General features: G+C 64.9%; 11 protein-coding genes. 8 read left to right on the forward strand and 3 right to left on the reverse strand.

Features of this window, described 5'->3' with window-relative positions:
* Nucleotides 1-18 precede the first annotated feature (18 nt).
* A complete protein-coding gene (locus F0P96_RS10090) occupies nt 19-1533 on the forward strand; it encodes a TolC family protein (RefSeq protein ID WP_151078733.1) in 1515 nt (504 codons plus the stop codon).
* 19 nt (nt 1534-1552) lie between these two features.
* Here the strand turns inward: F0P96_RS10090 and F0P96_RS10095 are convergent, their stop codons facing one another.
* From F0P96_RS10095 to F0P96_RS10105, 3 genes are all read right to left on the reverse strand, one after another.
* The gene (locus F0P96_RS10095) at nt 1553-2212 is read right to left on the reverse strand and encodes a hypothetical protein (RefSeq protein WP_151078734.1); all 660 of its coding nucleotides are present in this window, start codon (nt 2210-2212) and stop codon (nt 1553-1555) included.
* 105 nt (nt 2213-2317) lie between these two features.
* Nucleotides 2318-5359, reverse strand: a complete 3042-nt coding sequence (locus F0P96_RS10100) for a PAS domain-containing protein (RefSeq protein ID WP_151078735.1) — start codon at nt 5357-5359, stop codon at nt 2318-2320.
* Between the two features lie 130 nt (nt 5360-5489).
* Nucleotides 5490-5915, reverse strand: coding sequence for a BLUF domain-containing protein (locus tag F0P96_RS10105; RefSeq protein ID WP_160620228.1), 426 nt, complete (start codon nt 5913-5915; stop codon nt 5490-5492).
* A gap of 319 nt (nt 5916-6234) precedes the next feature.
* On the opposite strand from F0P96_RS10105, the gene F0P96_RS10110 reads away from it, so the two are divergent.
* From F0P96_RS10110 to F0P96_RS10140, 7 genes are all read left to right on the forward strand, one after another.
* Complete coding sequence (locus F0P96_RS10110) at nt 6235-7383, forward strand: hypothetical protein (RefSeq protein ID WP_151078737.1); 1149 nt, start codon at nt 6235-6237, stop codon at nt 7381-7383.
* A 366-nt stretch (nt 7384-7749) separates the two neighbouring features.
* A complete protein-coding gene (locus F0P96_RS10115; protein ID WP_151078943.1) occupies nt 7750-8418 on the forward strand; it encodes an ABC transporter ATP-binding protein in 669 nt (222 codons plus the stop codon).
* Nucleotides 8419-8548: 130 nt separating this feature from the next.
* Nucleotides 8549-9976: a serine hydrolase domain-containing protein gene (locus tag F0P96_RS10120; protein ID WP_151078738.1), complete on the forward strand. Its 1428-nt coding sequence runs from the start codon at nt 8549-8551 to the stop codon at nt 9974-9976.
* 40 nt (nt 9977-10016) lie between these two features.
* On the forward strand, nt 10017-11270 hold the full coding sequence (locus tag F0P96_RS10125) for an ABC transporter permease (protein WP_151078739.1): 1254 nt from the start codon (nt 10017-10019) through the stop codon (nt 11268-11270).
* A gap of 48 nt (nt 11271-11318) precedes the next feature.
* A complete protein-coding gene (locus F0P96_RS10130; protein WP_151078740.1) occupies nt 11319-12512 on the forward strand; it encodes an ABC transporter permease in 1194 nt (397 codons plus the stop codon).
* Between the two features lie 105 nt (nt 12513-12617).
* Nucleotides 12618-14006, forward strand: a complete 1389-nt coding sequence (locus F0P96_RS10135) for a sigma-54-dependent transcriptional regulator (protein ID WP_151078741.1) — start codon at nt 12618-12620, stop codon at nt 14004-14006.
* A 136-nt stretch (nt 14007-14142) separates the two neighbouring features.
* Entirely contained in the window at nt 14143-15453 is a 1311-nt protein-coding gene (locus tag F0P96_RS10140; protein ID WP_151078742.1) for a sensor histidine kinase, read from the forward strand.
* The last annotated feature ends 20 nt before the right edge of the window (nt 15454-15473 follow it).

Here is a 15473-nt window from a genome sequence, read left to right on the forward strand (position 1 = left end):
CCCGTTCCTTTCTGCGCTATGAAACGCCTCTCAACCCTGCTCTACTCCCTGCTGCTGGTCTTTTTGCTGGTGGTGGGCGCAGTGCTGGCGCTGCTGCTCACCACGCTGGCGGCCGCCGCTCAGCCCCATCAACCGACGGCCGCCTCGCTCACCCTGCCCCAGGTGATTGAGCTGACGCTGGCCCAGTCGTCGGTGGCCAAGCAAGTGCAAACCAACCGCGAAACCAGCCTGTGGCAGTACCGCTCGTTTCGGGCCGACTACAAGCCGCAGCTGGCGCTGGAAGGCACGCTGCCCAACTACAGCCGCACCATCACGCCCGTCACGCAGCAAGATGGCAGCACGGCCTTCCGCTACGTGCGCATCAACAACAGCTACCTCGGCACCACCGTCAGCCAGAACATCGGCCTGACGGGCGGCAAAGTCACCATCGGTTCGTACCTGCAGCGCTTCGACAACTTCGAGGGCAACCGGCAGCGGCTCTACAACAGCAACCCCATTTCCCTGGGCCTGACGCAGCCCATCGGCGGCTTCAACGCCCTGGTGTGGGCCAAGCGCATCGAGCCGCTGCGCTTCGAAGAGTCGCAGCGGCAGTACGTGGAGGAGCGCGAAACCATTGCGCGCCGCGTGACGGAGCTGTATTTCGACGTGCTGCAGCAGCAGGTGAATGCCGCCGTGGCCCGCCAAAACCGCGAAGCCAGCCAGGACCTGCTGCGCATGGGCCGCGAAAAAGACAAGCTGGGCCGCATTTCGGAAAACGACCTGCTGCTGCTCGAGCAAAACCTGCTGAACGCCCAGCAAGCCGAAGTGCAGGCCACCGTGGACGCCCAGAACGCCGCCCTGCAGCTGAAAGGCTACACCGGCTTGACCGTGGACGCCGCCCACGCCCTAGCCGTGCCCGCGGCTGCCGCCACCCTGGCCGTGAACCCCGACGACGCCCTAGCCCATGCTCGGCAGTACCGGCGCGAGCCGCTGAGCTTCCGGCGGCGCCTGCTGGAGGCCGAGCGGGGCGTGGCCCAGGCCAAGGGCAGCACCGGCCTGCAAGCCAGCCTCACGGCCTCCTTCGGCCTCACCAGCAGCGCCGACGACCTGATGAACAGCTACGTGAACCCCAACAACCAGCAGCAGGTGCGCCTCGGCTTTGCCATGCCCATCGTGGACTGGGGCAAGACGCGCGCCGTAGTGAAAACCGCCCAGCTCAGCCGCCAGCAGGTGCAGTACACCGTGGAGCAGGAGCAGCTGACCTTCGAGCAGCAGGTGCTGAGCCAGGCCGCCCAGGTAGCGGCTTTGGGCCAGCAGCTGGCCCTGGCCGCCCGCGCCGATTCGCTGGCCCAGCGCCGCTACACCATCACCCGCGCCACCTACCAGGTGGGCCGCATCAGCCTCACCGACCTCAACATTGCCCAGCAGGATAAGGACCGCGCCACACGCGCCTACATTGCCGCCCTGCGCGCCTGCTGGGTGGCCTATTACCAGCTCCGCACCCTCACGCTGTACGATTTCGAGCGCGGGCAGCCGCTGCTGGCGGCGCAGTAGGCCGTTTGAATACACAGCTTCAGAAACGATACCCGACCTGAAGGCTGCGGGCCGACGTGACCTGGGCTTCGGTGAGAAAGGTCCATTGCCGGTTGGGGTCTTTGGGTGCGCCAGGGTTGGCATTTACATCCAGGCCCAGCGCACATTCCAGCAAGAAGCGTGGGCCTAGTCGAAACTGATAGCCCAACCGGCACGATACCGGCGTGTGGATTTCGGTAAAGGAATCGGCCACGCCTGGAAAACTTGCATAATCCCGCCAGAAGTTTTCGTAGGCTACCCCTATGCCCAAACCTGCATAGAGGCCCGTAAGAGCCTGCTTGCCAGGCAAAGCATAGTAGCGAATCTGTGCTTCGGCCACCAGGCTGGTGTATTCCCGTTTACCTTCTGTTAACACGGTTACGGTCTGAGTCGCGGGGTCGTAGGAGCCAATCTGGATTGGCGTAGCGTAGTATCGGCCTCCCAGACTAAAAGCACTGCTGATGCGGCCCTTAATGACTTGCTCGTATGTAATGGCAAGGTGGGGGCCTCCAAACTGAACAATCCGGCCACCGGCCTTCAGCGCACGTATCCGCGGCTTAGTGACATGTAGAGTGTCGTTTGGTGTGGCGGCTTGCGCCTCGCCCATGCCGGTGCAAAGAAACGCGCAAAACGTGAGGCTCGCAGGTAGAAGGACGTGCATGTAGTACAACAGATAAGTTACCGATGATGCAGCTTCTCAACGGGCACAGCTTCTCCCTATTGCCAAGGGCAATAAAACAACTGCACACGTCCTGTTGCCGCTACGCTATTCGAACCAGTATACCGTGAAGCGGGTGCCCTGGCCCACGGTGCTTTCCACGGCGAGGTGGCCGCCGTTGCTGCTCACAATGCGCTGCACCAGGTGCAGGCCCAGGCCCGTGCCGGCAATGTGCGGGTGCTGCCGCTCAAACAGACGGAACCCGGCTTTCAGGCCCTTGGGCAGGCGCATGCCCAGGCCGTTGTCCACCACCACCAGCACGGGGTGGCCTGCGTCGGAGAGGGCGCTGGTGAGCTGAATGCGCGCCGGCTGGCCGGCACGGGTGTACTTGAGCGCGTTGCTGATGAGGTTGTGCAGCACGCTACGCAGGTTGGCGCGGTTGTACACCAGGGTAGGCGCCGCCGCAAAGTCGAGGCTGATGCGGGCGTCGGCGGCCGCTACCTGCGCCTGCAGGCCCAACAGCACCTCGTCGGCTACGCTTTGCAGGGCCACGGGCGCCGTGCCGCCGGCGTGGCGCTGGGCCTGCACGGTGGTGGTGAGGTCGAACAAGGTGGTGTCGAGCTGTTGCAGGGCTTGGTCGACCATGTGCAGCAGCTGCTCCTGCTCGGGGTCGGCGAAGGTGGCCGAGCGGCGCAGCTCGCCAAAGAGGCCGGTGAGGTTGTGCAGGGGCTGGCGCAAATCGTGCGAGGCGGTGTACACGAAGTTGTCCAGCTGGCGGTTGGTGCTGGCCAGCTCGTCGTATTGCCCTTGCAGCACTTGCTGCAGGCGGGTTTGGTCGTCCACGTCGGTGCAGGAGCCAAACCAGCGCGGGCCGCGGCTGTCGGAGAGCTGGCGGGCCCGAATGAGGTGCCAGCGGTACTGCCCGTCGTGGCGGCGCAGGCGGAACGTGCCGTCGTAACTGTCGCCGGTGCGCACGCAGTGCACCCAGCGGCGGGAGGCTGCGGGCTGCTCCGAAGGTTCGAGCAGGGCAATCCAGCCGGTGGGGCCCAGCTCGGCCACCGAGAGGCCGGTGTAGTCGGCCGCCCGCTGGTTGTAGTAGTCGATGAAACCGGCCGCGTTGGCCGTCCAGATCATCTGCGGAATGCTCTCGGCCAGAAACCGCAGCTCGGCTTCGCCCCGGCGCAGGGTTTCAGCCAGCTCGCGCTGGTCGTGCACGTCGGTCACGGCGCCGTGCCAGCGCACGGGGAGGCCGGCCACGTCGAACTCGGGCACGCCGCGGCTCAGCAGCCAGCGGTGCTGCCCGTCGTAGCGGCGCAGGCGGTACTCGTAGCTCCAGCTCACGCCAGCGGCGCGGGCCGCGGCCGACTGGGCCAGCACGCGCAGCCGGTCGTCGGGGTGAATGAGCACGGGCCACATGGCGCCCACATCGGCGGTGGGGGGCTGGCCGGTGAAGTAGTACCACTGCGGGCTCACGTACTCCACGTGGCCTTCGGCGTCGGTGGTGTAGGTAATTTGCGGGGCGGTTTCGGTGAGCACGCGCAGGCGGGCGTCCTGGCGGCGGGTTTCCACGGCCAGCCGGTCGGCGCGCTGGCGGGTTTCTTCCTGCAGCGTTACGTCCACGGCAAACACCAACAGGCCCCGCACGTGGTCATCGGCGTTGCGCAAGGGCTGCAGGGTGAAATCGAAATAGCGCAGACTGGGTTCTTCGGCCGTGGGGTTGGGCACGACCAGGTGGTAGGCCTTGGCCACAAACAGGCGCCCGGTCGCAAACACCTGCCGCATCACGTCCAGCAAATCGGCGGCAATGGGCGCCAGGGCGTCGGCTACCGACTCGCCCAGCGGCGTGTGGCCGCCCAGCAGGGCCTGCATGGGCTCGTTCACAAACTCGTAGCGCAGCTCGGGGCCCAGCAAGGTGGCTATGCCGGCCGGCACTTCCTTCAAAATCTCGTGCAGCTGGCGGTCGGTGGCGCGTAGCTGCTCGTCGAAGAGCCGGGCCGTGTGCACGTCGGTGGCCGAGCCGTACCACTGCCGGATGTCGCCGGAGTCTTCGCGAATGGGCACCACGCGCACCAAATGCCAGCGGTAGAGGCCGTCGTGGCGGCGGAAGCGCAGTTCCCGTTCCCAGGCATCGGTGGCGGTGGCCAGGGCCGCCTGCATATCGGCCTGGTCGTCGGGGTGCACGGCCTGGAGGTAACCGGTGCCCAGCGCCCGGGCCTTGGTGTGGCCGGTGTAAGCGTGCCACTGCGGCGAGAGGTAGGTAATCTGCCGCTGGGCGTCGGCAATGAAGGTGATGAGCGGCAGGGCCTCGGTCATCACGCGCACCTGCTGGTCGCGGTGGCGGATGGTGTTGTCGAGGGCCTTCACCTGGCGCCGGATCTGCATCCGCTCGGTCACGTCGGCGGCGTACATGAGCACGCCCACGGGCGGGCCGTTGCCGTCGCGCAGCGGGCCGTAGTAGAGGTCGAAATAGCGGGTGTCCTCCGGCGAATCGGTGGTCTGAAACGGCGCCGGAAAATCGGTAACGGCGAAGGGCTGGCCGGTGCGGTACACTTCGTCGATGCGGTGCAGCAGCCCGGACGTGACCAGCTCGGGCAGGGCCTCGGCCACGGGCACGCCCAGGTGGGGCCGCCCGGCCAGCAGCTCGGTCATGGCCGGGCTGGCGTAGGCCTGCACGTGGTTGGGGCCGATGAGGGCCGACAGGTAGCCCGGCAACTGATCGAGCAGAAACTGCAGCTGCGCCAGGCGCGGAGCCAGCGGCGACACCAGGGTAGAGGCCGCGGCTTCGGCCAGCACCGGATGGGCCGTGCACAGCGCCCAGGCCCCGGCCGGGGCCAGCCGGCACTGCAGCTGCCACCACGGCAGGTGGGTTGGTTCGGCGTTCGGCGGAAGCGGGAAGAACACGGGCTTGCTGCCGTCGGGGGTGGGCTGGCCCGCAAAAGCGTCTAGCGCGGCCGTGCACCAGCCGGCGCCCAACGCGCCCAGCGCCTCCAGCCCTTCAATGGGCTGGTCAAGCAGCTCGGCTTCGGTGAGGCCGCTCAGCGTCAGCAGGGCTTCCGACACGGCCAAAATACGTCCGTCGGGTGCCAGCGCAAGGGCCGGGAGGGGCTGCGCAGCAAACAGGAAGGCGAAATCGGACGAGTTGGGAAGCATGAGCCTGGCAACAGATACTGGAACGACTACCGACGCAACCGCGTGCCACCACGCGGTTTTCGGCCCACAACGCTTAAGGAAGGGCAAATGGTTCGGGGGAAATCCTCGCGCGCCCGGCCGCGAGGCGGAGCTACGCGTGGGGTTGTATCACGGCCTGTTTCACCAGGTCGAGCAGCAGGGCATCGGGGGCGCTGAGGGTGGCGGGAGTGCGCGGCAGGCGTGCGGGGTCGAGGTAGCCGGCCAGGGCCTCGAAGCCAGCGGGTTCGAGGCGGTGAAACGCCATCGACCAATCCTGAAAGCTGCGGGCGGCAATGGGCTTGTCGGAGAGTTTGGTGACGTTGGAGTGGCGCGCGTCCTGGGCAATGCGCTGGTAGAGCGGCTCCAGCACCTGCGGGTCGCCTTCGATGAGCTGGGCAATGTTGCCGTGGCTGTAGAACAAAATGCCGGTGACGTGGTGGCGGGCGTTGTCGCGGCGGCACTGCGCGAGCAGCGCATCCAGCTCGGCGTCGGTGAGCGGGCGCACGGCCCGGCTCATGTAAATAATGTGGTGGAGCATAGCAGGCATCGGCGGCAACCGCGCAAGTACTTGGTAAAACGGGCCCGGAAAGCCGGCCTGATACGCCAAAGATAAGGCAACCCCTGCACTAGGGACGTCGGTGGCAGCCGTCAGGCCACTGCGCTGCACGGCGCTCCTCCGACGCGTTGGTGCACAAATAAGGCGGCGAAAGATTTGAAGAAAAAGTTAAAAATAATATTATTAATGTAATATATTTGGGTGTTGATGTTCTTGATGTCCGCGCCACGGCTGCGCGGGCCCGCTGCCGTGGCAGCCCGTGGTTGGTACAAGCTATTTGGTCTCCCATTCCCCCGCAACAATGCGCAAGACAACCCTTATTGCCCTGGCCACCACTTTCCTGTGTGGGGTCAGCTGCCAAAAAAACGACGTGGTACCCACCAACTCGCCCGGCGCCGGCCTTTCGCAAGATGTTGCCGTGGCTTGCGTCGACGACGTCATCGACTTCAACAGCATTACGCCGGGCACGTTGCTCAACCAGGCAACCAGCACGGGCGGCGTATCGACTACCGTGAGCAGCTTCAACCCGCACTATCCCACCAAAACCCGGGCCGCCTCCGTGTTCCGCAGCAGCCTCCCCGTGTCGTCGACCGAGGACCTGGACCTGCGCAGCCCCGGCGCCCCGTACGCCGTTGGGGAGCCGCAGCCAAACCCCGGCTTTGAAAATACCGTGGCGCTGGGCAACATTGTGGTGCTGCAGAACTTCCGGGAATACTCCGACCCGCTGCCCGACGCCACGCCCAACAACGTGAACGAGCCCAACGACGACGACTTCACGGAGTTTGAGCAGGGCGGCACCATCGGCTTCGATTTCGGCAGTGCAGCGCCCATTACGGCTACTTCGCTCACGGTCATCGACGTGGAGTTTGCCTACAATTTTGAGGGCGAAACCGGCAACGTGAAGCTCTACGCCAGCAAAGGTGGCGCCCAGATCGGGCCAGCCTATCCGTTCCATGATGCCGGCCCCAACGGCGTGGAAGTCGTGTCGCTGGGCAACACGCCGGGCGTTGGCTACATAGAGGTAACCATCGTCGGCTCGATGGGCATCGACAACCTGCGCTTCTGCCGGCCCGCGCCGCCCACCAGCCACTGCACCTACACCCAGGGCTACTGGAAAAACCACCCCAATGCCTGGCCGGTGCAAAGCCTCACGCTGGGTGGTATTTCCTATAGCAAAGCCCAGTTGATTACCATCTTTCAGACCCCCGTGCGCGGCAACGGCCTGCTTGCGCTGGCGCACCAGCTGATTGCCGCCAAGCTGAACGTGGCCAACGGCAGTAGCCCGGCCGCGGTGGCCGCCGACATAGCCGCAGCCGATGCCATGTTTGTGGGCAAAGACCTGCGGGCAAATCCGCAGCCGAGCGTGCCCACTTCCCAAACCAGTGCATTGGTCGGCCGGCTCGATAATTACAACAACGGCGTAACCGGCCCAGGGCACTGCGACGATTAAGTTGCCCCGGCGTATGCCGCAAACCGCAGCCTGAAGCACTTCAGGCTGCGGTTTTTTTGTGCCTAGGCCCAGCGTGTTCGAATCCGGCGGCCGGGACCATTCATTTCCGAACACCGTGTCCATTTGCGGACGATATTTTTCGGCGCTGATATTTGATGTATGAGTGTATTGTGTTGAAAAACAAATATTTATGTATTTGGCACGCGGATTGGCTTCTTCTGGTAGCCCCCCATAGCCCGCCGCACGAAAGCGGACAATGTGGGGAGCCGCCTTTCCCAAGTGCCTCTCAACGACAACTCATCTATGGAACCCACGCTGACCGCTCCCCACGCCACCGCCGACCTCATTTCGCGGAACAACACGCCCATGATTCGGCTCATCGACATCGAGAAGGTGTACCAGACCGATACCATTGAGACGGTGGCGCTGAACCGCGTGAACCTGACCATCAACCGCGGCGAGTTTGTGTCGGTGATGGGCCCCTCGGGCTGCGGCAAATCGACGCTGCTGAGCTTGATGGGCCTGCTCGACGAGCCCTCGGGCGGCACCATCGAAATCGACGGACGGGCCGTGACCAGCTACTCCGACAAGGAGCTGGCCCGCGTGCGCAACCAGAAAATAGGGTTCATCTTCCAGAGCTTCCACCTCATCAACGACCTCTCGGTGCTCGACAACGTGGAGCTGCCGCTGCTGTACCGGGCCGGTACCTCGGGCAAGGAGCGCCGCCAGCTGGCCCTGGCCGCGCTGGAAAAAGTAGGCCTGAGCGCCCGCACCAAGCACTTTCCGTCGCAACTCTCGGGCGGGCAGCGCCAGCGCGTGGCCATTGCCCGCGCCCTGGCCGGCACGCCCGAAATCATTCTGGCCGACGAACCCACCGGCAACCTCGACTCGGTGATGGGCGAGGAAATCATGGACCTGCTGCTGGGCCTGCACCGCCACGAGGGCACCACCATTGTGATGGTGACCCACGACGAAAACATGGCCCACAAGACCGAGCGCCTCATCCGCTTCTTCGACGGCAGCCAAGTGAGCTAAGCGGTAGCCCGTTACCGGTTGCAAGCTGCGCGTTTGGGCAGCGGCAAAACCGATAACCCGAAACCAGCGACGAACACCTGGCACTTGGCAGCCGACACCCGACATCCCGCACCCCGCATACCCTACCGCTATGAAAACGAACTTCTCTTTTGTCCGCACGTGGTCGGCCGCAGCACTGCTGCTGGCCGCCGCTTGCAGCCGCTCCACCGCCCCACAGGTGCAGCCAGCTGCTACCGCCGGCACGCCGGCCCAGGCTGTAGAAGCCGTACTGGCGCAGCTTCATGAGCACGAGCAGTTCGACGGGGCGGTGCTGGTGGCGGAACAGGGCCGCGTGACCCTACAGCAAGCCGCCGGCTGGGCCAACCAGGCCCGCCGCGAAGCCTTGCGCCCCGATGCCCAGTTCGACGTGTCGGCCCTGAGCCAGACGTTTACGGCCGCCGCCGTGCTGGCCCTGCGCGACCAGCAGGAGCTGCACCTCGACGACGAACTGAGCCGCTACGTGCCCAACCTGCCGTACCCCGGCGTGACGCTGCGCCACCTGCTCACCCACACCTCGGGCATTCCCGAAGTCGACGTGCGCGAATCGGGCAACGATGTGGCGGCCGAGCTGTATTACCTGCACCCGGAAGCCGCGTTTGCGCCTGGCCGCCGGTGGGAATACACCACCACCAACTACGCCCTGCTACAGAAAGTAGTGGAGCGCGTGAGCGGGCTGGCCTTTGCCGATTACCTGCAACGCTCGTTTTTCGGCCCGCTGAACATGCGCGACACCCGGGCAACAGCCCAGGCCCAAGTTGCGCCGGAGCGCCGCGCCGTGGGCTACGCCCGCCCCACGTACCTGCGCCCGGCCACCCCGGCTGCTGCCGTGGTGCCGGGGCTGCACATCTACTCCACGCTCACCGACCTGCACACCTGGATGCGGGGCCTGCGCAACGGGCAGTTTCTCACCGCAGCCTCGGTCGCCGAGCTGTTTGCGCCCACGCGCCTCGCCGACGGCTCGTGGGCCAGCACCACGCTCCGCGGCCGGGCGGCCGGTTTTGGCATGGGCTGGTTCACGAGCCTGCCCGCCAGCGGCCAATCAATGGTGTGGCATTCGGGCGGCCAGGATGGTTATTTCGCTTACCTCGGGTTCGATGCTGCAGCCGACCGCGTGGTTATTCTGCTCAACAACACCGCCGACGCGGCCGGCACGCTGGCCACTGCCACGGTGGTCGAGCAGGTGCTGGGTGGCCGGCCGGCGCTGCTGCCCAAACGCTCGGTGGCCCGCGCCGTGGGCCGGTTGGTAGCGGCGCAGGGCATCGAAGCCGCCGTGCTGCACTACGCCTCGGTGCACACCGACACGGCCCGCTACTACGCCAGCGAGTTTGAGTTCGAGCAGCTCAGCCAAGAGCTGCAGGCGCGGCAGCGGCCCGCCGAGGCGCTGGCTGTGCTGACGGCCTACGCGGCCACCGCACCCGCTGCCGACGGCCTGCGCGAACCGCTGCTGCGCCTGCACACCCGCTTGGTGGTGGCGCGCACCGCTGCGTGGGCCCAGGCCCCTGCCGTGGTAGCCCTCTGATTTTTCTTCTCTTTCCCGACCCCTCTCAAAAGCCGTTGTCATGCTGCTTAGCTATCTGAAACTCGCTTGGAAGGTGCTGTTGCGCCGCAAGTTCTTCACCTTCATCAGCCTTTTCGGCATCTCCTTCACCCTGATGGTGCTGCTGGTGGTGGTGGCCTTCTTCGACCACGCATTCGGGGCCCACTACCCCGAGACGCGCATCGACCGGATGGTGTTTGCCCAGTTTCTGCACGTGAAGTTCAAAGACGGCGGCAACATGAACACGCCGCCCAGCTACCACCTGCTCGACAAGTACGTGCGCCCCCTGCGCACCCCGGAGAGAGTAGCCATTGCCTCGAACTTTCACGCCACGCCCAGCTACGTGGGCAACCGCAAGCTCGACCTGGACCTGCGCTACACCGACGCCAACTTCTGGCAGATTCTGGATTTCCACTTCCTCGAAGGCAAAGCCATTCAGGAAGCCGACGTGAAAGCCGCCGCCCGCGTGGCCGTTATCAACCAGGCCACCGCCCGCCAGTACTTCGGCACCGACCACGGCGTGGTGGGCCGCACCATTGCGGTAAACCAGCTGGGCTACCGCGTGACGGGCGTGGTGGAGGATGTGCCCGCCATGCGCCTGGCCTCCTACGCCGACGTGTGGGTGCCCATTACCACCAGTCCCGACGACTTGCAGAAAACCGACCTCAACGGCGACTACCTGGGCATTATCCTGGCCAAATCGGCGGAGGACGTGCCGGCTGTGCAGGCCGAGTTTGAGCAGGCCATGAAGCGCGTGCCGCTGACCGACCCCAAGACCATGGACCACCTGGACCTGCACGCCGACAAGCTCTTCACCGCCTTTGCCCGCCAGCTCACCAGCCCGCTCACCGAGTACAAGTCGGACGGCATGGAGTACCTGGTGCCCATTCTGGGCGGGCTGGCCTTGCTTTTTATGCTGCTGCCGGCTTTGAATCTGGTGAACATCAACGTGAGCCGCATCATGGAGCGCAGCTCCGAAATAGGCGTGCGCAAGGCCTTTGGGGCCACGGGCGGCAAGCTGGTGGGGCAGTTTCTGGTCGAAAACATCTTCCTCACGCTCCTGGGTGGCGTGGTGGGGCTGGTGCTGGCCTACATCGCGCTGCAGGTCATCAGCGGGGCGCAGCTGCTGGCCTACGCCCACTTCGAGCTAAACGGGCGGATTTTCGCCTGGGCCCTGCTCGTCACGGTATTCTTCGGGGTGCTGAGCGGGGTGTACCCGGCCTTCAAAATGTCGCGCCTGCACCCGGCCCAGGCCCTTAAAGGCAGCGGCAAATAACCTGACCCAGCGCAACTCTTCCCGGCCCTTCCCGGCCCCCCACAAGCCATGATTCGTCACCTCTTCACGCTGATTTGGAACCGCAAGCGGTCCAATGCCTTGCTCATCGCCGAAATCCTGCTCTCGTTTTTCGTGCTCTTCGCCGTGAGCGTGCTGCTGGTTACCAGCTACTACAACTACCGCCAGCCTGCCGGCTTCGAGTACCAGAACGTGTGGGAGCTGAACGTGAACCCCGGCCAGGACACCACCGACCACCGCCCCACGCTGCGCCTGATGATGCAGCGCCTACAGGCCACTCCCGGCGTGGTAGCGGTTACGGGCACTAGCTCGAACACGCCTTTCGCGTTCAGCTCCATGAACACCAACCAGTACTACTACCAGAAAAAGCAGGGCCCCTCGACCGACCGCTACGAAGCCGACGACGAGATGGTGAAGGTGCTACGCCAGCACGTGGTAGCCGGCCGGTGGTTCGACCGCCGCGACGATGCCGCCACCAACCCGCCCGTCATCATCAACCAACGCTTCGCCGAAAAGCTGTTCGGCAACGAGTCGCCGGTGGGCAAGGTGATGACCAACGACAAAGGCACCGAGAAGTGGCAGGTGGTGGGCGTGGTCGACTACTACCGCCGCGCCAGTGACTTCGACGGCAACGCCCCGGCCATTTTTGTGCGGCGCGTGGCCCAGGATGTCGACAAGCTGGATCCGAACGAGAATCCGGTGCTGCTGGTGCGCGTGCAGCCCGGCAGCGGCGCCGTGCTGGAGCAGCGCTTGGTAAAGGAAATCAGCGCCGTAACCAAGGGCTGGACCGCCAAGGTGAATACGCTGGAAGAAAACCGTCACGACAAGATGAAAATCGTGCTGACGCCGCTCGTGGCCCTGGGCTTGGTGTCGTTGTTCCTGATTCTGAACGTGGCGCTGGGGCTGTTTGGGGTACTGTGGTACAACATCAACCAGCGCAAGGCCGAAATTGGCCTGCGCCGCGCCCTGGGGGCTACCGGCTCGGGCATCGGGTCGCAGTTTCTGGGCGAAATGCTGGTGGTGACCACGCTGGGCGTGCTGGCGGGCGTGCTGCTCACCGCGCAGTTTCCGCTGCTGGGGGCCTTTGGCGTCGAAACCCCGATTTACGTCATATCCATTGGCTTGTCCGCGGTGCTCATTTACGTCCTCACGGCCGTCTGCGCCTTCCAGCCCAGCCGCATTGCCGCCGGCATTCAGCCCGCCGTGTCGCTGCGCGAAGAATAACCGAACGCGAAACGCCCCGCCGGCCATAGGCGGGGCGTTTCGTTGCCCGCCGCGCTTCTCTTTCCCGCCGCAAATTCCGTCCTTCGTTCCTCTCTCTTCCCAGCCATGATTCTTATCGTCGACGACGACATTGCCGTGCGCACCTCCTTGGGTTTGCTGCTCAAGCAGGCCGGCTATGCCACCAAGGCCGTGGGCACGCCCGAAGACGCCCTGCGCGTGGTGCAGGAGGCCGCGCCGGAGCTGGTGCTCATGGACATGAACTACTCGCTGGAAACCACCGGGCAGGACGGCCTGCAGCTGCTGGGCCAGGTGAAAGACGTGGCGCCGCAGGTGCCCGTCATTCTCATCACCGGCTGGGGCTCCATCACGCTGGCCGTGGAAGGCATGAAGGCCGGCGCCGCCGAGTTTGTGACCAAGCCCTGGAACAACGACTCGCTGCTGCAAACCATCCGCACCGTCATCAGCTTGGCCGAAAGCACCGCGGTCCACGCCGACGACGAGCTGAACCCCACGCGCCGCCAGCTCGACCGGCAGTACAATTTCCAGCGCATTGTGGGGCAGGATGCGCAGCTCCTGAATGTGCTGCGCAGCGTGGGCCAGGTAGCGGCCACCGACGCCTCGGTGCTCATTGAGGGCGAATCGGGCACGGGCAAGGAGCTGATTGCCGAAGCCGTGCACCTGAACTCGCACCGCCGCAAGGCCCCGTTCGTGAAGGTGAATTTGGGCGGCATTTCTGCGTCGCTGTTCGAAAGCGAAATGTTTGGGCACCGCCGCGGCGCTTTCACCGATGCCAAAACCGACCGCGTGGGCCGCTTCGAAATGGCCAACGGCGGCACCATTTTCCTCGACGAAATTGGCGAGCTGGACCTGGGCAGCCAAGTGAAGCTGCTGCGGGTGCTGCAAGACCGTACCTACGAAGTGCTGGGCGACTCGCGCAGCCGCTCGCTCGACATCCGGGTGATTTGTGCCACCAACCGCAACCTGGCCGAGATGGTGCGCGAAGGCCGGTTCCGCGAGGACCTGTTCTACCGCATCAACCTGATTACGGTGCGCCTGCCCGCCCTGCGCGAGCGGCCCGATGACGTGCCGCTGCTGGTGCAGCACTTCGTGCAGAACCTGCGCACGGCCTACAACCGCCCGGCTCTGAAAGTGGGCACCCGCGCCCTGCACTGGCTGCGCGAGCAGCCGCTGCCCGGCAACATCCGGGAGCTGAAAAACCTGGTGGAGCGCGCCGTGCTGGTGAGCGGCAAAGACGAGCTGGGCCCCGAGGACTTTCAGGCCCAAACGCAGCGTGTGGTGGTGAAAGCCGCCGAAGGCGAGCTGCCCGCCGTGGGCGTGATGACGCTCGATGAGATGGAGGCCCAGATGATTCGCAAGACTGTGGATTTCTACGCCGGCAACCTCTCGCGCGTGGCCAAAGCCCTCGGCCTGAGCCGCGGCGCCCTCTACCGCCGACTGGAGAAGTTCAACATTCCCTTCGATGCCGCGCAGTAGCTTGGTAAGACACCTGAACAGTCATGCTGAGCTTGGCGAAGCATCTCTGCCGTTTCGTTGAATCGTTGCAGACAAAGCGGTAGAGATGCTTCGGCAAGCTCAGCATGACGTTTCTTTATTGCGCGCACCCTCCCGCATGACGCTCCGCACCAAGTACATCCTGTTTGTCGTCCTCATTCACACCGCCATTGCCGGGCTGGCGTTTCAGTTTCGCGAGTCCAACGTGGTTCTGTTCGTGGCTACCGAGGCGCTGCTGCTGGCCACGGCCGTCATCAGCGTGCAGCTTTACCACGGTTTTGTGCGGCCCCTGAACCTGATTGCGGCCGGCACCGAGGCCATTCGCGACCGGGACTTCACCATGAAATTTCTGCCTGTGGGCCAGGCCGAGATGGACCAGCTCATCGACACCTACAACCAGATGATTGACGAGCTGCGCCAGGAACGCGTGAGCCAGCAGGAGAAAAGCTACCTGCTCGAGCGCCTCATCAACGCCTCGCCGGCCGGTATTCTGCTGCTCACTTTCGAAGGCACCATTGAGGCCGCCAACCCCGCCGCCGAGCGGTATCTGCAGCAGCCAGCCACTGTGCTCGTCGGCCAGCGGCCCGACGCCTTGCCGGGCGAGTGGGGCCGGGCCCTGGGCACACTGGAGCCGGGCCAGCCGCAGGTGGTGCAGCTTTCGGGCGTGCAGACCTATCGGGCCAGTGCCTCGCACTTCCTCGACCGCGGCTTCACCCGCTACTTCATCCTGCTCGAAGAGCTAACGCAGGACCTGATTCGGCAGGAAAAGCAGGCGTATGAGAAGCTCATTCGGATGATGTCGCACGAGATAAACAACTCCATCGGCGCCGTCAACTCCATTCTGCAGAGCTTCCACCACTACGCCCCGCAACTGCGCGACGACGACCGCGCCGACTTCACCGAAGCCCTTGATGTGTCGGTGAACCGCAGCACGCACCTGGCCAATTTCATTGCCAACTTCGCCAACCTCGTGCGCCTGCCCCCGCCCACGCCGCGCCCCACCGACGTGCACGAGCTGCTGCGCGCCACCTGCCGCCTGCTGCAGGTACAAAGCGAGAAGCGCCAGATCCGGTGGCACTGGCACCTCGCGCCCGGCCCGCTCTACGTCGACCTCGACGCGCAGCAGCTGGAACAGGCCCTGCTCAACATCGGCAAAAACGCCCTCGAAGCCATTGGCGAAGGCGGCAACGTGTGGGTGCACACCACGGCCCAGCCACCCGCCCTCGTCATCGAAAACGACGGCCCCGGCATTGCGCCCGAGGTGCAAACGCGCCTGTTCACGCCGTTCTTCAGCACCAAGCGCGACGGGCAGGGCATTGGCCTCACGCTGGTGCGCGACATTTTGCTGCAGCACGGCTTCGCCTTCAGCCTCACCTCCAATGCGGCGGCCGGCCGCACGGCGTTCCGCATCGAGCTGAAAAAGCCGTAGCCGCTGGCGGATTCTCTGCG

Source organism: Hymenobacter busanensis (assembly GCF_008727865.1).
GTDB classification, from domain to species: Bacteria; Bacteroidota; Bacteroidia; order Cytophagales; family Hymenobacteraceae; genus Solirubrum; species Solirubrum busanense.